We start from the raw sequence: 18,546 nt of genomic DNA on the forward strand, positions 1-18,546 counted from the left end.
ATTCCGTACAGCTCGTAGACCGGTACGCCGATGCCGGTAAAGAACTCCAACACCTCTGGGGCAATGGGCGCGGCGCCCGATCCGGCGTGCCAGCAGCGACGGAGGCCGATTCGCTCCTGGAGGGCCCGGAACACCAGCGGATAGCCGATCAGGTTCAACAGGCGGCTCTTCGTGGTATGCAGGCCGCCGTTGGCCACCTTTTCGCGGCCGATCACCGAGGCAAGCTTCAGCCCGAACCGTAGCCACAGCCGCTTGAACGGTGAAGCGTCGGCGCCCTTGATCACCACACTGGCGTGGCGCTTCTCCCAGATGCGCGGTACGGCGAAGAAGAGCGTGGGCTGGACCTCGCGGAGGTTTGCCGTGACCGTCTCGATCGACTCGGCGAAGTTGAGGCAGAGCCCGCAGGAGACCATGTGCCATGTGGAGAAGATGCGCTCGGCTACGTGGCACAACGGCAGGTAGGTGACCACCAGGTCGTCAGCCGTGGGTACCTGATTCCCCCTCAGCCCGTCGTCACCAATGATCCGCGTGATGCAGAACGCCGTGTTGGCGTTGGTGAGCATGGCACCCTTGGGCGGACCGGTGGTCCCCGACGTGTAGACCAGCGTCATGATGTCGTCTGGCCGGGCATCGGCCATGTGGCCCACCACTACGTCGGGGTTCTCGGCCCGGTGCTGTCGACCGATGGTCAGGAAGTCGTCCCAGTCCATGAGCCGGTCGTCGGAGTAGGTCCGCACGCCACGGGGCTCGCAGTAGATGATCCTGGAGAGGTTCGGGACCATGGCCGAGTCGATCTCGATCACCCGATCGACCTGCTCCTGGTCCTCGGCAAGGTGGACGGTGGCCCCGCAGTCAACCAGGAGATACTCGACCTCGGCTGCGGGATTGGTCGGATAGAAGCCGACCGTGATGCCGCGTACCGCAACCGTGGCGAGGTCCAGGATGACCCACTCGGGCCGGTCCTCGGCCTGGATGGAGACACGGTCGCCGACCTCTATGCCCAGTGCCAGCAGGCCGTGAGCGGCATCCAGGATCAGCTCCCAGGTGCGTGCCCAGGAGTACTCCTGCCAGATGCCGAAGTCCTTCTCCCGCATGGCGATGCGGGCCGGGTCGCTGGATCCCCAGTCGCGGGCGAGGCTCGCAACGGTGACGGCCGGAGCCGGTACATGAGACGCCGGACGCTCCTCGACCGTCAATGCCATGTTCCACCCCTCCTGTTCCCGCCGATCGACCGCCGGAAATTAGGTGACCCCATTTCGATCGTCAATCCTTGAACCTCTTGGAATCAAACGAATGACGACCGACCGGTGGAACGTAGCCCCGGCATGTGCCGAAAACACAGTTAGGCAGTAAAGACCCCGTGACAACCTGCCAGTCGGTCAGCCCCACGAAAAGGTGGCCGGGCACGGTCGGTAGGGTCGCCACCGTGACCTCGGAGCCCCAGACGCCGATCGACGAACCGGCGGTGATGACCGTCGGCCAACTGGGCGAATTTCTGAAGGAAGGCCTATCCGCGCTCTTTCCCGACGACCTGTGGGTTGAGGGCCAGGTTTCCAACTTCCACGACGCCCGCTCGGGCCACGCCTACTTCGACCTGATCGAACCATCGGACGAGCCGGGCCGAACCGTCGCCGCCAGGCTCAACGTGGCCCTGTTCAGGAACGCCAGGGAGCGGGTGGACCGCACGCTGTCGGAGGCGGGCGGCCTGGCCCTGGCCGACGACCTGCAGGTCCGCATCCGGGCCCGGATCGACTTCTACCCGCCCAGCGGTCGCCTCCAGTTGATCATGCACGGCGTCGACCCCGGCTTCACGCTGGGCCGCCTGGCCGCCGAACGCGAACGGCTGCTCAGGGTCCTGTCCGACGAGGCCCTCCTCACAGCCAACCGGGCCAACCCGATCCCGGTTCCACCGCTGCGCATCGGCCTGGTGACCAGCGTCGGATCGGCCGCCCACGCCGACTTCAGGGAGGAGCTGGCCCGTAGCGGGTTCCCGTTCACCGTCCTGGAGCACGACGCCAGGGTCCAGGGCGACGGGGCGGCCGTGGACCTGGCCGAGGCCCTGCACATTGTCGCCACCCACCGGCCCGACGTGATCGCCCTCGTCCGTGGTGGCGGATCGGCTGCCGACCTGGCCGCCTTCGACGCCGAGGTCCTGGCCCGGACCATCGCCACCCTGGACGTGGCCGTGGTGACCGGAATCGGACACGAGGTGGACCGCTCGGTAGCCGACGAGGTGGCCCACACCGCCTTCAAGACCCCCACGGCATGTGCGGTGGCCGTCGTCGCCCAGGTGACCGCATACGCCGACGCGGTGGCCGACCTGCAGGCGGCCATCGCCGGGCGGGCAGGCAGCGCCGTCAACCGGGCAGCCGGCCTGCTCGACGACCTGGCCCGCCGAACCACCGCGTCGGCCACAGCGGTGCTGGACCGTCGGGCCGATCGACTCGGGGACGCGATCGGACGCATGCGTCGCTCTTCGGCGGCCATCCTGAAGCGTCAGGACGATCGGTTGACCGCTATCGCCGACAACCTGAGGGCCCTGGACCCGGCCCGGATCCTCGCCCGGGGATGGTCGATCACCTGCCTGGCCGACGGAACCCTCGTCCGTTCGGTGGCCGACGTGGCACCCGGCGACCCACTTGTCACACAGGTCGCCGGGGGTACGGTCACCAGCACCGTCGACGGGACGGAACCAGCAGACCGCGGGGAGGCGCCGTGAGCGACGAGCACCAGGCGACGGGAGAGTTGCCCGGCTATGCCGATGCCCTCGACGAGCTGCAGCAGATCCTGGCCACGTTGGAGTCCGAGACCACCGACGTGGACCAGCTGGCCGACCGGGTCCAGCGGGCCGACGTGCTCATACGCCACTGCCGATCCCGCCTGGACGACGCCCGCCTCCGGGTCGAACAGGTGGTGGCCGCCCTCGACCCGGACCCCGACGGGTCCTGATCCGACCCGATAGGCGAAACCGCACCCGTGTTCATACGCAAGGCCACCTCCACCGACGCCTTCCTGGCAGTGGACCTCGGCGACGTACCGGGCCACGGGGTGGTGCGCCTGGCACCCAGGATCCTCCAGGGCGGAGCGAAGGACCTGGCCCGGTCGGTCACCTACGCCCTGGCCTCGCTGGAACGTCGAGAGACCGGCGTCTCGGCAGGTGTGAACGCCACGCCCGACGGGCGGGATGCAGCCATCGCCGCCTTCGCCGACGAGGTGGCCGGATGGGACGCCGGCTACCGCCTCACCGCCGGAAAGGGCGTGTTCCCCGGCGAGTTGGGCACCCTCGAAGACCCGACCGACGCCGCCCTGCTCGCCTCCGGGGCGGTGGCCGCCGGCCTGGCGGCCTGTCCGGACGCAGGTACCGCCGTGGTGGACGGATCGGCCGGAGCAGCCCTGGTAGAGGAGTTGACCGCCCGGGGCCTGTCGCTCGTCGAAGCCGGAGATCCGCTCACGGCAACGGCCGACCTGTTATTCGTCGGCGCCAGGGTAGGCGCCATCGACCATGTCGCAGCCGACCGCCTGCAGGCACGCGTCGTGGTTCCGACCGGACCACTCCCGATCACCACGAGGGCGGTAGCCCACTGCCGACGAAACGGCGTGCTGGCCCTCCCGGACTTCGTGACCACCGCCGGTCCGCTCATGGGCGAGACGGGAGCGGCGCGAGACATGGTGTCGGCAATCATCGGCGACGTAGTCGGCCACCGGGACGGCCCGCTCCTCGGCGCCTGCGAACGGGCCGAAGCCTTCCTGGCCGGATGGCTCGCCGACCTGCCCTTCGGCCGGCCCATGGCAGCCTGACCCGGCGTAACCCACCGGTGGTAGCCCTGGGCCGGACCCGGTCAGGGCAGGTGAACCGATTGGCTTCCGGCCAACGGTTCCACCATGCGGCGGACCCGGGCCGGATCGCCTGCCACCAGCAGGTACTCCACGTTCCGCAGGTGGGAGACCTCGCCGACCCGCTCGCCACCCGGAGAGTGGATCCCGATCTGCGCCCCGACGTACCGCTTCGAGTCGAACGAGAGCACGACCACCTCGCCGAGCGGGCGACAGATCTCCACCAGCTCGTCCAAGCCCAGCCAGGACTCGTCGTTATGCGACAGCACCACGACGTCGGCCTGCAGGCCGGCCACCGTGGCTGCCAGCGCACCGGGCATCTCCCGCTTCCGGTTGAACACGCTCTTGGTGACCTCATCGCGGCAGTCGATGCGCTTGCAGGCCATCCCGTAGTGCTCCGGCGCGTCCCAGGCCACCAGGGTCTCCCAGACGTGGTAGTTCGTGAGGTACCGGTGCTGGTTGTAGGGAGGGTCCAGGTAGGCGAGGTCGAAGGGGCCCAGCGCAGAGGCCAGGGTCACGGCGTCGCCTCGCACCGCCGTTCCGGTCCCCGCCAGGAGGTCGGGCATCCGGAGGTCGAGGTGCCCGAAGGACCTGGGGGCCCACGCCTTCAGGTACGCCATCTGCTGCCCGGTGGTCGAGTCGACCCGGTCGGCTGCCTCGATGAGGCTGGTCAACAGGATCGGGAACAACGGTGAGTCGGCGAACTCAGCCTCCAGGACGTTCCGTACGGCGTCGATCCGGGCGCCGTTGAACGGCTGGAAGAAGCGGGACTGCTCACAGAACGTGTCGGTGAAGTACCCGGGTTCACCCGGTAGGTCGGCCAGGCGACCCAGGGCCTCGGCCACCTCGCCGCGATCCACCTCGTCGGCGTCGGCGACCACGTAGCACCGGGCGAACACCTCCGCATAGCGAGCGGAATCCACCGCCGTCACGAGGCCACCCAGCCGCTTGAACTCCTGGGCCACCCTGGTGGTGCCGGTGAAGAGGTCGAGGGCCGTGCGGGCACCCGATGCCTCGAAGAGCCCACCCAGCACCGGAACCAGGCGGCGCTTCGACCCCAGGTACTTGATCACGCCACTGGTCCCGCCGGGTTGCCCTGTCCGGTATTCGACATCCCGCCATCGTGCCCCATGGCCCTACGCTGAGTCGTGTCCCCAGGAGACGACACGGGGCTGTAGCTCAGTTGGCTAGAGCACCTGCTTTGCAAGCAGGGGGTCGTGGGTTCGATTCCCATCAGCTCCACCATGGACCACCCACCCCGCGCTCCGTTCAATGCACAGTTGCTCGACCGGCTCCGGGAGGTCTGCCTCGCCCTGCCCGGTGTGGAGGAACGCCTGAACCACGGAGCGCCGACCTTCGGGGTCGTGAAGCGCCCGGCCTTCTGCAACCTCCACGAGCATCCCGTCGACGGACGTCCCACAATCTGGTTCAAGGCGGCTCCAGGGGTCCAGGCCGAGCTCGTCGAGCAGGAACCCGATCGGTTCTTCGTGCCTCCCTACGTGGGCCCGCGGGGCTGGGTGGGCCTGAGGCTGGACGTAGACCTCGACTGGGACGAGGTGGCCGTGGTGGTGGAGGAGTCCTGGCGCCTGACCGCTCCGAAGCGGCTCATCGTCGACCGGAGGCAATGACGTAGCCGCCGGTCAATACGGATCCTGCTCGTCGAGCAGCATCCGCAGGCACTCGGTGACCCCTCCGGCCAGGTAGAGGTCGCTCCCCGTCGGCAGGGCCCCGCGTTCCTCCAGGCGGTTGACGACCCGAACCACGATCGCGCAGTACCGGGCTGCGCCGAAGACCTCCTGCCACCACACGCCCTCGGGCCGGCGACCCAGCGCCTCCGCATACAGGCCGACCAGGTCCTCCCGGGTGGGCTCGCCATCCAGACGTGGGTTCCCACAAGCCTCGTGGATCCACCGGTCGAAGCTCAGGAACCATCCGAGGTCGAACTCCGCCGGGGCGATGGCCACCCCCTCGAAGTCGGTCAGGCAGACCGGCGTGGCGTCCTCCCAGAAGATGTTCCCCAGCCGACAGTCGCCCCAGCAGAGGGCCGGCGGCCCGTCGAACGGGACGTCGGCCCTGAGCTTCCGCCACCCCTCGGTCAGGATCGGATGTGGACGCCCGCGCAATTCAACCGAGGCGAACTCCTCCCACAGGTCCAGTTGACGGAGGTTCGTGGGCTGAAATCCCTCCGGGACGAGGTCGCCGAGGCCGGCTGCCATCCAGTCGACCCGGTTCACCGTGGCGATGGTCCGCACAGCCGCCTCGTTCATGGCCCGCCGGCGCTCCGGCGTGGCCTCCGCGTAGAAGCCCTCAGCCACGTACGCCGGGTCCTCCCGCGGAATGTCGCCAGCCACGAAGCCGGTCACGAAGAATGGCCCTCCCAGGACGTCCACACCAGGCTCGAAACCGATGGGCGGTGCGACGGGCAAGTCGGAGTGGTCCTGCAGGCTCCGCAGCACGCGCCACTGCAACCCGACCTCGACGGTGGCCGCCGGCGACTGTGCCGGGTAGATGGCCGGCTCCGGCGGCTCACGTCGAACGACGAACGTCTCCTCCACCTCCCACCCGTCCCTGAGGAGCACGGCCGGGAGGATCAGCGTGTCTCCCGAATAGCCGCCCTCCGGCCGGTCCGGTGCCGCCAACCGCACGGCGTCTACCCCGTCGTCGGCAAGGCGGTCGACCAGCCAGGCCTCCAGCGCCCGGAGGTCCAGGTCGTCGTCCGGCGGACTTCTGAAGAGGTCGGGCACGGAAAGTGGGACCGGTCAGTCGACCCCGGCCACGCTGGACGGCCTGTAGAAGGTGAGCATCTGGGCTACACCCCCACCCACGCCGACTACCAGGGCGATCAGGAGACCCGTCGTGCCGTCGAGGTCGCCGGCTATGCCCAGCGCGTCGTCCGCCGACCAGGAACCGGGACCGAGGACGGCCGCCACCAGGGACATGGAGGCCAGGACGAACACGTACTCCCAGCCCTCCTTAAGGATGAAGAAGCCGTTGCTGCGGTGCGTCGTCCATCCGGCCACCGTCATCACGCCGATGATCCCCGCCGCTCCGAACGACGTGAGCAGGCCAACGGCCAGCAGCAGGCCGGCTCCCACCTCACTGGAGGCGGCCAGATAGGCGTTCAGGCGACCCGGTCGCATGCCGATGCTGTCAAACCAGCGACCGGTTCCCGGGATCTTCCCGCCGCCGGTGAACTTGTTCCAGCCGTGGGCAGCCATGGTCAGCCCGATGACACACCGCAGGATCAGCAGGGCCAGGTCGGTCGCAGTTGTCGGCTCCATGGTGTTCCTCCGGATCGGCCGTTCCGCCCGGCGCTCGGACGGTGGGCTGGGCGGACACTACCGGCGGTTCGCGAAGCGGTTCTGCTCCGCCGGTCCGGACCGGTACCCGCCCGTAGGCTGGCAGGGTGTTGGTCCTCAAGATCGCCGTCGCCATCGCCGCGGCCGTGTTCATGCTCCGCATGGGCATCGCCGTGCTACGGGCCCTGGCCACGCCGCTACCCGAGCCTCCACCGGTCGGCGACCTCCGCAAGGTGAAGTTGCAGTACCGGTGCAGCCTGTGCGGCACCGAGGTCCGCATGACCGTGGCCACCGACGAGGCTCCGGATCCACCCCGCCACTGCATGGACGACATGGAACTCCAGCAGGCCGAGGACTGGTAGGCGTCCGATAGGCGTCGTCCACAGCCTGTGGACAACCCTGTGGGCGAATCACATCAGTGTAACTCACCCCGGCGATCCCGCAGGCGGGCCAGCGGTCAGTGGTACTGCGTCGCGGTAATGATCCCGCCGAGGATCGACCCCAAGCCGAGCAGCAGGATGCCGTTGCTCGTCCCGCCCGGCATCCAGCCCACGTAGTTGAAGAAGATGATCAGGACGCCCAGGCCGAGCAGGCCGAACATCAGGGCCGCCAGCCACGTCGGGGAAGGCTCGTGGCCCGCCGACATGGAGTTGTCCGGCCGTGCACCGGCCCGCGTGCCCTTGGGCGTGACCCGACCGCCCTGGACCCTGCGCTTGGCCGGACCGGACCGCGTCGGTGCGTCCTGTGGCTCGACGTTCTCGCTACTCGACATGCCCCGGAGGATAGGGCAACCGACGGCCTACCCGGGCGGGTCGGACCCGATTCCCAGACTGCGCCCACTACGTCGCTGGCTAGCGTGCTCCGGATGGGCGCCCGCGTACTGGTCATCGACAACTACGACTCGTTCGTCTACAACCTCGTCCAGTACCTGGGGGAGCTGGGCGCGGAACCGCTCGTCCACCGGCACGACGCCATCACGCTGGACGGGATCTCCGCACTCGAACCCGATGCCCTGCTCATCAGTCCCGGTCCCGGTAGACCTGAGGATGCAGGCGTCTCCACCGCGGCCGTCCTGTGGGCCGCCGGTCGCATTCCTGTGCTCGGGGTGTGCCTAGGCCACCAGGCCATCGGTGCCGCCTGGGGTGGAGACGTCGTCCGGGCACCGGAGGTGATGCACGGCAAGACCTCCTGGATCCACCACGAGGGTGCCGGCGTGTTCGCCGGCCTGCCAGCGCCCCTGGAGGCCACCCGCTATCACTCGCTCATCGTCGACCGCGACTCGGTACCCGACGAGCTCGAGGTCACGGCCACCAGCCATGACGGGCTGGTGATGGGTCTACGCCATCGTGAACTCGACGTCGAGGGCGTGCAGTTCCACCCGGAGTCGATCCTGACGACCGGCGGACACGACCTGTTGGCCAACTTCCTGGCCCGGATCGCCTGAACCGACCCGGGACCGTTCAGCCTGAGGAATCGGGTGGGCCGCCCTCGGCCTGCCCGATCACGATGGTCACGGTGATTCCGAAGTCCACCTCGACGTCGGGGATCGGGCTCTGGCTGATGACCCGTCCATCGTTGGGGCTGTAGGCGGGAAGCGGCTCGTAGCGGACGTTCACCTCGAGGTCCGCAGATTCCAGGGCCTGGACGGCGGCCGTCTCACGCATGCTCTCGACCGACGGCACCAGGACCAACGGCAACCCGGACGACACCACGATCTGGATAGTGCCTCCCGGCGCCAACTCGCTGTGGGCCGGAGGCTCGGTCCGGACCACCTGTCCGATCGGCACCGTTCGACTGCGCTCCTCGGTTGTACTGGCCTGCCAGCCCAACTTGGAGACGATGTTCATGGCGTCCAGCACCGGCCGGTTACTCAGGTCGGGAACCTCTTCGACGGCCGGCCCGGTCGACACGAACAGGATCACCCTCGCCCCAGGCGTGATCTCGAACCCCGGATCCGGTGACTGGTCGATCACCTCACCGTCCGGGACCACCGGGTGCTCCTGACCTACCGTCTCCACCGTGAGGCCCATCGCCTCGAGGTCCCTGGTGGCGTCGGTGGCCAGGTCGCCCAACACGTCGAGGAGGACCATCGGACCAGTCCCACGGCTCACCCACAGCCGGACCGTCTCCGCGGGCTCGATCTTGGTGCCAGCCTCCGGCTCCTGGCGGAAGACCGTGTTCTCCGGATAGTCCGAGTTCACCTCATAGTCCATCTGCACGCTGAGGTGGGCCTCCCGCAGGGTGTCGCGGGCCTGGTCCAACGGTCGCCCGATCAGGGTGGGCACCTCGACGAGCGTGATGCCGGCCGGAGCGGGATCGTCGCCGCTCACGCCAAGCGTGTCGAAGAACTCCAGTACCAGGTAGCCGAATGCCACGAGCAGCCCGGCCAGCACCACCGTGAACAGAGCGGTCCGGCGGAGGCCGTCGTCACGCCGGTGACGCGCGCCGTGCCCGAAGTCCGGCGCGGGGGCGGGTGCCGGAGCGGCGGGGCTGGCCTGCGGTAGGGGGCCCGGCGCTGCCACCCTGAGGTCGTGCGCCCCCTCCCGGTAGCGCCGGAGATCACCACGCAGGTCCTCGGCTGTGGGGTACCGGTTGACCGGGTTCTTGGCCAGCAGCTTGAGGGTGATCGCCTCCAGCGACTCGGCCACCGCCGCGCCGGCTGCCCGCAGCGACAGGGGGCTGTCCTGGACGTGCCGGTAGGCGATCGCCACCGGCGTCTCGCCGGTGAACGGCGGTCGACCGAGGAGCATCTCGTAGAGGACAATCCCCAGGGAGTACAAGTCGCTGCGTGGGTCCACCGGGCGCCCCTGCGCCTGCTCCGGCGAGAAGTAGGTGGCCGTGCCCATGACCGAACCGGACTGGGTGAGGTCGTTCCTGGTGCCCACCAGGGCGGTGGCGATGCCGAAGTCGGCCACCTTCACCTGCCCGTTGGGTGCCACCAGCACGTTCCCGGGCTTCACGTCACGATGCACCAGGCCGTTGCGATGGGCGAAGGCCAGGGCTGCGGCGATGTCGGCGCCAATGTCGGCGGCCCGATCCGGGTGGATGCTGCCTTCGGTCCTCAGCATCTCGGCGAGGCTCCGACCCTCGACGTACTCCATCACGATGAAGTAGGTGCCCTGCTCCTCACCCCAGTCGTAGACGCTGACGATGTTGGGGTGGTTCAGGTTCGCCGCCGCCTGCGCCTCACGACGAAAGCGCTCCACGAAGCTGGGATCACCGGAGAACTCGTCGAACAGGACCTTGACGGCGACCGGTCGGTCGAGCAGCAGGTCGCGCGCCAGGTAGACGTCGGCCATGCCGCCCCGGGCGATCTGGCGATGAAGTTCGTACCGTTCGTTGAAGACGGTTGGTCCCGGCGTTGACACGGCGCGCGATTCTACCGCCCGACCGTTTCTCCCGACCGTCGGTCAGGCGTTCTCGCCGCTACCGGTTCCCACCCCTGCCCGGAAGCCCTCGATGAGGCGTCGGGCCTCGTCAAGGGACCCGACCACGATCGTCTCGCCCACGGCGATGCGCGTCGGCCCGTCCAACCCGGCCACCCGAAGGTCGCCGCCCTCCACGAGCGTCGGTTCGAACCACAGGAGGCCGGATGGTCGGCCGCGGAAGACCGCCACGTCGCCATCGTCCGACCCGATGAACCACCCCTGATGGGCGTAGAGGCCGAGTACCAGGACGACGGTCGCCACCACGAAGGCCGCCATGGCCAGGCCAGTCCGCAGGACGTCTGGACCCTCGTCGATCCCTTCCGAACCACGGAAGGATCGCTCAGAGCGTGCGGCAGGGATCGCCGATCGGTCGGCATCGCGGACTTCCGGCCCGCCCACGACCTCGGCCACCAGGACCGTGACGTTGTCATGGCCACCGTTGTCAACGGCCTCGTCCACCAGACGGTCGGCCACCTCCTGGACAGATCCCACGGCGAGCGCCTCGGCCAGTCGGTCGTCGTCGAGTTCGTTGAACAACCCGTCGCTGCACAGCAGGTACCGGTCGCCCAGCACCGGCTCGAGTTCCCAGCTGTCGATTACCGGGTCGGCCTCGATGCCCAGCGCCCGGGTGAGAATGTTGCGCTGCGGGTGGCGGGCAGCCTCCTCGACGGAGATCTCCCCGGCCCGCACCAAGTCCGCCACCAGGCTGTGGTCATCGCTCACCTGTGTGAGTTCCCCAACGGCGTAGCGGTACACACGGCTGTCTCCGATGTTGGCGACGGCCAGCGCCTCGTCACCCGATGCCGAGTTGACGACGGCCAGCGCACACAGGGTCGTGCCCATGCCTGAGAGGTTCGGCTCGAGGGCCGCCCGCTCGAGGATCGTCCTGTTGGCCGACCGGACCACTTCCACGAGGCCCGCCCGGTCGCAGCGGTCGAAGCCGGCCAGCATGGCTGCCACCGCCTCGGCCGACGCCACCTCGCCCCCACGGTGGCCCCCCATCCCGTCGGCGACCACGAACAGGTCGTCGACCGAACCGACCGCGTCCTGGTTGGAGGTCCGGATCCGGCCCGTGTGGGTGGCCGTTCCGGCATCCAACCGCACAGAACGGTCCCGCGGCGTACGGCGGGAGGCGATCACGGCCTTCCCGGTGACGCGTACGGCCCCTCGGATCCGGGGCATGGAAGGTCGACGAGAAGCACGGCACCCACGGTGCAGCGATACTACCGGTCGCCCCGGAACCGGTCCGGGCGGGTGGTGGCGCCGGCCGCGTCTCATCTGTTCGGATCCCGTTAGCCTTTCCGACGCTGCTCGCGCGAGTGGCGGAATTGGCAGACGCGCAGGATTCAGGTTCCTGTGTCCGCAAGGACGTGAGGGTTCAAGTCCCTCCTCGCGCACCACGGTCGGCGCCGCTCACGGGCCCGTCCGACCAGGATCCCCACCCCGGTGGAACGGCTGATCAGAACACTGGACCCGGCGGGACCTCGACATCGGGCCGTGGCTCGCAGCCGGCCAACTCGGCCAAGAGCTCCATCTCGTCAATCGAGGTGGGTCGCACCGTGAGGCCCGTCGCCAGGGTCGACCGCCACTGCTGGAACCGCTCGGCTATGCGCTGCCGGGATCCCACAAGGGCACCGTCGTCCAGGTAGTCGTCTGGCACTGCGGCGGCCGCCTCGCCACGGCGGCCGGCGGCGAACAGTTCGGTTATCCGATCGGCCGCCTCGCCGAATCCCCGACGGACCATGGCGTCCCGATGGAAGTTGTGTGACGACGGCCCGTAGCCACCGACCCTCATGGCCACGCCCGGCCTGGCCGCGTCGAATGCGGCTGCCACGTCGTCGGTGATCCTCACCGTCGCCCCGACCTGCACCTCCAGGTCCGCCATCGTCCGACCCCCGCGGCGCAGCCCCTCGGTCAGGTCGTCCGCGTAGAGGTGGGCACTCCCCGGCGTGTAGCCCAGCGGCAGCCAACCGTCGGCCACCTCGGCGGTCAGGCGCACGTTGGCCGGCCCACCGGTGGCTAGGAAAATGGGCAGGTCGGGGTTCATGTGGAGGATCGGCTTCAGCGGACGACCGGCACCGACCGACCCGGGTCCCGTGTACGGAAGCTCCAACTCGGGTCCGTCGTGGGCGACCGGACCCTCCCTCCGGAACACCTGCCGGACGATCGCCACGTAGTCCCGGAGCCGCTGGTTGGGGTGCCCCCACGGCTGGCCGTACCAGCCCTCGGCCACCCGTGGGCCCGACAGGCCGAGCCCACAGACCACCCGTCCGGGGGCCAGTGCCTCCAACGTCCCGAACTGCATCGCCGTCGTCGTCGGTGGTCGGGCCGGCACCTGGGCCACGGCGCTCCCCAGCCTGAGGTATCGGGTGTGGGCGGCCAGGAAGGCCAACGGCGTGACCGCATCGGCGCCGTAGATCTCGGCCGTCCAGACCGAGTCGAAGCCCAACCGCTCGGCCAGCAGGACCCGCCGCAGGGGCAGGTCCACGCGGGGTTCAGACCAGACGTCAAGTCCCAGCCCGAGTTTCACGACGGCAACGTTCCTACGCGTTGACGTCTACCACTACACGGCCGCGGATACGGCCGGCCAGGATCTCCTCGGAGACCCCGGGCACCTCGGCCAGGCCCACCACGCGTGTCATCGACGCCAACAGGTCGCGGTCCAGGTCCTCGTCGAGGCGCCGCCAGGCCTCCAGCCGCCGGGGCCGCGGCACGTGCACCGAATGGACCCCGCGCAGCGTCACGCCCCGCAGGATGAACGGTGCCACCGTTGTGGTCAGGTCCATGCCCTGGGCGAGGCCACAGGCCGCCACGCACCCCTCCGGCTGGATCTGGGCCAGCACGTTCGCCAACGTGTGGCTCCCCACCGCATCCACGGCGCCGGCCCATCGGGCACGGGCCAGGGCACGGCCCCCGCCATCGGAAAGCTCACCACGATCGACGACCACCGACGCCCCGAGTCGGGTCAGGTACCCGGCCTCGGCGGGGCGCCCCGTCGAGGCGTGGACCTCGTGGCCCCTAGCGGCCAGCAGCGCCACGGCCACGCTTCCCACCCCTCCGGCGGCGCCGGTCACCAGCACTGGACCGGAATCGGGCGTGACGTCATGGTCCTCAAGCGCCAGCACGCAGAGCATCGCCGTGTACCCCGCCGTCCCGATGGCCATCGCCTCTAACGGGGTGATGCCGTCGGGGATCGGGACGGTCCACCCGGCGCTTACCCGGGCCCGCTGGGAGAACCCTCCCCAGGTGTCCTCGCCCAGCCCCCAACCGTTGACGACCACACGGTCGCCGACCGCCACGTCGGGAGAATCGGAGGCCGCCACGGTGCCGGCTAGGTCTATTCCCGGAACCATCGGGAAGTTCCGGACGATCGGCGACGAGTCGGTGACCGCAAGGCCGTCCTTGAAGTTGACCGTCGAATACCCGACGTCGACCAGGACGTCGCCCTCGGGCAGGTCGTCGTCTGTCACCTCGACGATCTCGCAACTGAAGCCGTCAGCGGGCCTGTCGAGCCTCAGGGCTCTGAACATCTGGGATCCTCCGCTCGTGGTCGGTCGAGGTCCGATCGGGATCAGGCCGGAACGGATCCGGTCAACTCCCAAACATGGCCAGCCACTGCTCCTCGGAGCGCGGCATGAACACGAAGTTGTCCCGGCGGGTCTCACCCATCGGGGCCGACGGTCGGGGCGAGTAGAGGTGGCCGGGATAGAGAACCGCCTCGTCGGGCACCCGTGACAGCCGGTGGTGGAGGCTGTGGTAGAGCGCCGCTGGATCACCGCCCGGCAGGTCGGTCCGACCACAGCCCTCGAGGAACAGCGTGTCACCGGCGACCAGCCGGCCATCGACGAGGAAGCACTGGCTGCCCGGGGTGTGCCCAGGGGTGTGGATGAGCTCGATGGCGACCTCTCCCACGGTCACCACGTCGCCGCTCTCGTGGCCGACGATCTCGTCATCGCCGAGGCCTGTCACCTTGGCGATGAACTCGACCTCCTCGCGCTGCGCGTGCACCGGTACCGAGACGTGCTCCATGAGTTCCCTGGCGCCGGCCACGTCGAAACCCATCATCGAGCCGCCCACGTGGTCCGGGTGGTAGTGGGTAGCCAACACCCCCGTGCAGCGCATGCCGTCCGCCTCGAGCACGTCGAGCAGGCCGGCCACGTCGTAGGCCGGGTCGACGATCACCGCCTCGCCGGTCCCACGATCACCGATCAGGTAGACGAAGTTGACCATCTGGCGGGCCATCTGGTCGCCGGTGGCGAAGTCCCGACCCGAGAGCAGCTGGCGGAAGTAGAAGCGGTCGTCGGTCCCGGAGGTCATGGTGTGGTCATCGTAGGGATGCTGAACCGGGCGGCCCGCAACAGCCATCGCTCAGATCGCCCTGTCTTCGTTCGGCGAGGAGATGCTTCCGGAGGGCCCGGCCTGCCCGGCGCCGTTCCGCCAGGCCTCCTCCGCCAGGGCCACGACGTCACGCAACGGCCGTCCGGTGGCCCGCGCCACCCTGGCGGCGTCATCGTGTTCGGCCTTGGCCCGACCGGCCGACACCTTGACGGCCACCGCATACCCGTCCACCTCGACGGCGTGCATTGTCCTGGACGTCGCCCACCGCTCCACCGTGTGGGCCCTCACCCCGAGGGAGCCAGTCTCGGCGGTGAGCACCCCGGCCACCGCGGCCACCACCCCGGCATCGCAGAGGGCGCTCACCGTGTGTGCCGGACGACCCTTCTTCATGACCATCGGGGTGATCCAGGCGTCATTGGCTCCGGCGGCCAGGCACTCCCCGATGGCATGGGCAAGCGTCTCGCCGGTGGCGTCGTCGACGTTGACCTCCAGCTGGACCAGGGCCTGGCCTGAACCGGGGAAGCCCAGCGTGGCCTCCGCCACCGTGCCGACCACCACCTGGGCGAGGTTCGGACGCCCGTCGAGGTCGCGGTCCCCGGCCCCGTAGCCCGTGGCCTCCACGACCATCGCCGGCATCGGCCCCCAGCCGACGACCAGGGCCGCCAAGAGGGCGGCACCCGTCGGGGTTGTGAGCTCGAAGGGCACGTCTGACCCGTGGGTCGGGGCCCCGGCCAGCAGGGCGATGGTGGCCGGGGCAGGGACCGGGATCAGGCCGTGGGCGGAATCGACCATGCCGTGGCCGGTGGCCACGCTCCCCGACCACACCTCGTCGATCCCCAGTACCTCGAGGGCAGCACAGGTACCGACCACGTCCACGATGCTGTCGATGGCCCCCACCTCGTGGAAGTGCACCTCCGACGGCGGGCAGTCGTGGAGCCGGCCCTCGACGTCGGCCAGGGCGCTGAACACGGCCGATGCCCTGAGGGCCACACGTTCGGGCAACCCGGCAGCGGCGATCATCGACTGGATGTCCGCGGCAGTGCGGTGGACGGTGCCGTCGGCGGCGACCACACGGGCCTTCGTGCCGGCCAGGCCACAGCGCAAGGTCGGTTTGGCGTCGAGCGTCCAGCCGTCGACGGGCAGCCGACGCAGCATGTTCCGGACCTCGGCCACGTCAGCACCGGCGTCGATGAGCGCCCCCAGCGCCATGTCGCCCGAAATCCCGGAGAAGCTGTTAAACCAGGCCAACCGGGTCATGCGGATGCCTCCTTCGGCGGACCCAGCAGGCGGAGCACCGCACAGGCGGCACCGAACCCGTTGTCGATCCCGACCACGCTCAGGCCGGATGCGCACGACGCCAGCATGCCGAGCAGGGCGGTCACGCCGGCCAGCGAGGCGCCGTAGCCCACGCTGGTCGGCACGGCCACCACCGGGGCGCCGGTGAGGCCCCCAACCACGCTCGCCAGGGCCCCCTCCATGCCGGCCACCACGACCACGGCGTCGGCGTCGTACACCCGATCCAGATCAGCCAGCAGGCGATGGAGGCCGGCCACCCCTACGTCGGCCAGCCGGCCCGGTTCGATCCCGTGGGCCCACAACACCGCCGCGCACTCATCGGCCACGAGAGCGTCGGCCGTCCCGGCGGTCACCACGAGGACCCGTTCCGCCCTGGGCTCCGCCCGACGCCACACCACGGTGCGGCCGAACGCCGTGCCAGATCCGTCGACGGCCAGCGCAGCCTCCGCCTGAGCCTTTTCGGCCCGTGAGAGCACGACCGGCCCGGTGCCGCCTTCCAGCAGTTCGGCCACCACGAGGGCCACATCCTCGGCGGTCTTGCCCGGGCCGTAGACGGCCTCGGGCACTCCCTGACGGAGCGCACGGTGGTGGTCGACGCGAGCTATGCCAATGTCGACGAACGGCAGGCGCTGAAGGCGCCGCACCGCATCGTCGGGCTCCACCTCGCCTGAGGCCACGTCGTCCAGCAATACACGAAGGGCGTCGGCGTCCACGTCACTATCCTTGCCCGTCGTGGCCGACCTCGCACCCCCAGACCGTTCAACGCTGGCGTACCTGGGTCCCCCGGGCACCTTCACCGAGCAGGCCCTGTACACCCAGGCAGACCTGGCGTGTCTGGACCTGAGGCCCGCACCGTCCATTCCCGAGGTGTTCCGCCGGGTCGTCGCCGGCCAGGTCGACCTTGGATTCGCGGCGATCGAGAACTCGATCGAGGGCAGCGTCAACATCACCCAGGACACGCTGGCCTTCGACGCCGACCTGCTCATCCAACGCGAGGTCGTGATCTCCATCCAGCTGAACCTCATGGTCGCCGCCGGCACGACGCTGGCAGACGTCGACCGCGTCGTCTCGTTCCCCCACGCCATCGCCCAGTGCCGTGGCTGGCTGGCCGACCACCTGCCCGATGCCGAGGTCCACGCCTCTAATTCCACAGCCGATGCTGCCCGCATGCTGGCCGAGGCGCCCGACAGGCGGACCGCGGCCATCGCCCCGAGCCGAGCCGCGGAGACCTACGGGCTCGACGTCCTGGCCGCCGACATAGAGGACCACCCCGAGAACCAGACACGCTTCGTGCTGGTGGCTGCCGACGGCATTCCACCACCGACCGGGCACGACAAGACGTCCCTCGTGGTGTTCCAACGGGCCGATCGCCCGGGATCGCTGTTGGGGATCCTCCAGGAGTTCGCAGCCAGGTCGCTCAACCTGACCCGGCTGGAATCACGCCCGACCAGGCAGGGGCTAGGTGACTACTGCTTCCTGATGGACCTCGAGGGCCACCTTGTCGACGAGCTGGTCGCCGACTGCCTCAGAAACCTCCACATGAAGCACGGCAGCGTGAAGTTCCTGGGCTCCTATCCGGCCGCCGGTTCCGACGGCGATGCCGTACGGCACGAGGCCTCCGAGGCGTCGCAGTCGGCCGACGGCTGGCTGGACGACCTGCGCTCGCGCATCCGGGGCTGAGTCGGGACGGCGACGCCTACGACAGCAGGTCGGTGGCGGAGGGAGGGGGATTCGAACCCCCGGAGCCGTGAGGCTCAACGGTTTTCAAGACCGTCGCAATCGTCCACTCTGCCATCCCTCCGCCGCGCAGCGTATCGGCGGGGGTACGCGGTCTCGGGGCCGCCGGTAGCATCCGTGCCCGAGGAGAGGTGGCCGAGCATGGTTGAAGGCGCTCCCCTGCTAAGGGAGTATGGGCCCAAAAGCTCATCGTGGGTTCGAATCCCACCCTCTCCGCCAGTCTCCCTCCTGTGGTAGCACCGGTCACCGGCGGTGGGCCAATTCCGGGCCGGCCGTACACTCGGTCCCTTGCGCTCGTAGCTCAATTGGATAGAGCATCTGACTACGGATCAGAAGGTTGGGGGTTCGAGTCCCTTCGAGCGCGCCAAGCAAGTTCGCAGGTCAGGACCCCCAACCAGATGAACTCCGCGAACGGCAAGGGCCGTTCCCCGAAGACTCAGTCTCCTGACCGGGGATTTCCCCTCTGCCATCCCCAGTGCCAACCGGGGAACGCCTCAAGGCGGTCGCTCTGGTCCGAGGGCATCTTGCCGCGCTTGAAGAATTGCCTCCTGGCGCTGGCCCATGCGCCGAGCGGATACTCAGCTCCTTCGAACAACTCGACGTGCCCCAGAGGG

At 69.3% G+C, this 18,546-nt stretch carries 19 protein-coding genes and 5 tRNA genes; 11 read left to right on the forward strand and 13 right to left on the reverse strand.

Annotated features, from left to right (window positions below; translation table 11 throughout):
• Nucleotides 1–1,202: AMP-binding protein (locus MK177_09650; GenBank protein ID MCH2427581.1), on the reverse strand; the 1,202-nt coding region annotated here is incomplete at its 3' end.
• A gap of 224 nt (nucleotides 1,203–1,426) precedes the next feature.
• On the opposite strand from MK177_09650, the gene xseA reads away from it, so the two are divergent.
• Genes xseA through MK177_09665 form a run of 3 tightly spaced genes read left to right on the forward strand, consistent with a single transcriptional unit; the run spans nucleotide 1,427 to nucleotide 3,798 of the window.
• Nucleotides 1,427–2,719, forward strand: a complete 1,293-nt coding sequence (gene xseA, locus MK177_09655) for an exodeoxyribonuclease VII large subunit (protein ID MCH2427582.1) — start codon at nucleotides 1,427–1,429, stop codon at nucleotides 2,717–2,719.
• Nucleotides 2,716–2,949, forward strand: coding sequence for an exodeoxyribonuclease VII small subunit (xseB, locus tag MK177_09660; protein ID MCH2427583.1), 234 nt, complete (start codon nucleotides 2,716–2,718; stop codon nucleotides 2,947–2,949). Before xseA ends, xseB begins: the two co-directional genes overlap by 4 nt.
• Before the next feature lie 27 nt (nucleotides 2,950–2,976).
• Nucleotides 2,977–3,798, forward strand: a complete 822-nt coding sequence (locus MK177_09665; GenBank protein ID MCH2427584.1) for a hypothetical protein — start codon at nucleotides 2,977–2,979, stop codon at nucleotides 3,796–3,798.
• Nucleotides 3,799–3,839: 41 nt separating this feature from the next.
• On the opposite strand, the gene MK177_09670 is transcribed toward MK177_09665, so the two are convergent.
• Nucleotides 3,840–4,907 (reverse strand): DNA adenine methylase, encoded by a 1,068-nt coding sequence (locus MK177_09670; protein MCH2427585.1) that lies wholly within the window; start codon nucleotides 4,905–4,907, stop codon nucleotides 3,840–3,842.
• Nucleotides 4,908–5,002: 95 nt separating this feature from the next.
• Between MK177_09670 and MK177_09675 the strand changes: the two genes are divergently transcribed.
• Nucleotides 5,003–5,079, forward strand: a tRNA-Ala gene (locus MK177_09675).
• Nucleotides 5,052–5,462 (forward strand): MmcQ/YjbR family DNA-binding protein, encoded by a 411-nt coding sequence (locus MK177_09680; protein ID MCH2427586.1) that lies wholly within the window; start codon nucleotides 5,052–5,054, stop codon nucleotides 5,460–5,462. The genes MK177_09675 and MK177_09680 overlap by 28 nt, the downstream gene beginning before the upstream one ends.
• Nucleotides 5,463–5,474: 12 nt before the next feature.
• Here the strand turns inward: MK177_09680 and MK177_09685 are convergent, their stop codons facing one another.
• Nucleotides 5,475–6,578, reverse strand: coding sequence for a phosphotransferase family protein (locus MK177_09685; GenBank protein MCH2427587.1), 1,104 nt, complete (start codon nucleotides 6,576–6,578; stop codon nucleotides 5,475–5,477).
• A gap of 15 nt (nucleotides 6,579–6,593) precedes the next feature.
• On the reverse strand, nucleotides 6,594–7,115 hold the full coding sequence (locus MK177_09690) for a DoxX family protein (protein MCH2427588.1): 522 nt from the start codon (nucleotides 7,113–7,115) through the stop codon (nucleotides 6,594–6,596).
• A gap of 125 nt (nucleotides 7,116–7,240) precedes the next feature.
• Between MK177_09690 and MK177_09695 the strand changes: the two genes are divergently transcribed.
• The gene (locus tag MK177_09695; GenBank protein ID MCH2427589.1) at nucleotides 7,241–7,495 is read left to right on the forward strand and encodes a hypothetical protein; all 255 of its coding nucleotides are present in this window, start codon (nucleotides 7,241–7,243) and stop codon (nucleotides 7,493–7,495) included.
• 95 nt (nucleotides 7,496–7,590) lie between these two features.
• Here the strand turns inward: MK177_09695 and MK177_09700 are convergent, their stop codons facing one another.
• Nucleotides 7,591–7,905, reverse strand: a complete 315-nt coding sequence (locus MK177_09700; GenBank protein MCH2427590.1) for a cell division protein CrgA — start codon at nucleotides 7,903–7,905, stop codon at nucleotides 7,591–7,593.
• Between the two features lie 93 nt (nucleotides 7,906–7,998).
• Between MK177_09700 and MK177_09705 the strand changes: the two genes are divergently transcribed.
• Nucleotides 7,999–8,577 carry an aminodeoxychorismate/anthranilate synthase component II gene (locus tag MK177_09705; protein MCH2427591.1) on the forward strand — a complete coding sequence of 193 codons (579 nt, stop codon included), beginning with the start codon at nucleotides 7,999–8,001 and terminating at the stop codon, nucleotides 8,575–8,577.
• Between the two features lie 16 nt (nucleotides 8,578–8,593).
• On the opposite strand, the gene pknB is transcribed toward MK177_09705, so the two are convergent.
• Both pknB and MK177_09715 read right to left on the reverse strand, forming a co-directional pair.
• Entirely contained in the window at nucleotides 8,594–10,501 is a 1,908-nt protein-coding gene (gene pknB, locus MK177_09710; GenBank protein ID MCH2427592.1) for a Stk1 family PASTA domain-containing Ser/Thr kinase, read from the reverse strand.
• Between the two features lie 42 nt (nucleotides 10,502–10,543).
• A complete protein-coding gene (locus tag MK177_09715) occupies nucleotides 10,544–11,743 on the reverse strand; it encodes a protein phosphatase 2C domain-containing protein (GenBank protein ID MCH2427593.1) in 1,200 nt (399 codons plus the stop codon).
• 131 nt (nucleotides 11,744–11,874) lie between these two features.
• Between MK177_09715 and MK177_09720 the strand changes: the two genes are divergently transcribed.
• Nucleotides 11,875–11,961: transfer RNA gene (locus MK177_09720), tRNA-Leu, on the forward strand.
• Between the two features lie 59 nt (nucleotides 11,962–12,020).
• Here the strand turns inward: MK177_09720 and MK177_09725 are convergent.
• The 5 genes from MK177_09725 to larB form a co-directional block, all read right to left on the reverse strand.
• Nucleotides 12,021–13,049, reverse strand: a complete 1,029-nt coding sequence (locus tag MK177_09725) for an LLM class flavin-dependent oxidoreductase (protein ID MCH2427594.1) — start codon at nucleotides 13,047–13,049, stop codon at nucleotides 12,021–12,023.
• A gap of 55 nt (nucleotides 13,050–13,104) precedes the next feature.
• Complete coding sequence (locus tag MK177_09730) at nucleotides 13,105–14,091, reverse strand: oxidoreductase (GenBank protein ID MCH2427595.1); 987 nt, start codon at nucleotides 14,089–14,091, stop codon at nucleotides 13,105–13,107.
• 61 nt (nucleotides 14,092–14,152) lie between these two features.
• Nucleotides 14,153–14,878 (reverse strand): MBL fold metallo-hydrolase, encoded by a 726-nt coding sequence (locus MK177_09735; protein MCH2427596.1) that lies wholly within the window; start codon nucleotides 14,876–14,878, stop codon nucleotides 14,153–14,155.
• 51 nt (nucleotides 14,879–14,929) lie between these two features.
• Nucleotides 14,930–16,156, reverse strand: coding sequence for a nickel pincer cofactor biosynthesis protein LarC (gene larC / locus MK177_09740; GenBank protein ID MCH2427597.1), 1,227 nt, complete (start codon nucleotides 16,154–16,156; stop codon nucleotides 14,930–14,932).
• A complete protein-coding gene (larB, locus tag MK177_09745; protein MCH2427598.1) occupies nucleotides 16,153–16,908 on the reverse strand; it encodes a nickel pincer cofactor biosynthesis protein LarB in 756 nt (251 codons plus the stop codon). Before larB ends, larC begins: the two co-directional genes overlap by 4 nt.
• A gap of 19 nt (nucleotides 16,909–16,927) precedes the next feature.
• On the opposite strand from larB, the gene pheA reads away from it, so the two are divergent.
• Nucleotides 16,928–17,875 carry a prephenate dehydratase gene (pheA, locus tag MK177_09750; protein MCH2427599.1) on the forward strand — a complete coding sequence of 316 codons (948 nt, stop codon included), beginning with the start codon at nucleotides 16,928–16,930 and terminating at the stop codon, nucleotides 17,873–17,875.
• A 33-nt stretch (nucleotides 17,876–17,908) separates the two neighbouring features.
• Here pheA and MK177_09755 read toward each other — a convergent pair.
• Nucleotides 17,909–17,996: transfer RNA gene (locus tag MK177_09755), tRNA-Ser, on the reverse strand.
• Between the two features lie 61 nt (nucleotides 17,997–18,057).
• On the opposite strand from MK177_09755, the gene MK177_09760 reads away from it, so the two are divergent.
• Nucleotides 18,058–18,151: transfer RNA gene (locus tag MK177_09760), tRNA-Ser, on the forward strand.
• Nucleotides 18,152–18,222: 71 nt separating this feature from the next.
• Nucleotides 18,223–18,299 (forward strand) — tRNA-Arg (locus MK177_09765).
• Nucleotides 18,300–18,546 lie beyond the last annotated feature (247 nt).

The organism is Acidimicrobiales bacterium (assembly GCA_022452145.1).
GTDB lineage: Bacteria > Actinomycetota > Acidimicrobiia > Acidimicrobiales > MedAcidi-G1 > UBA9410.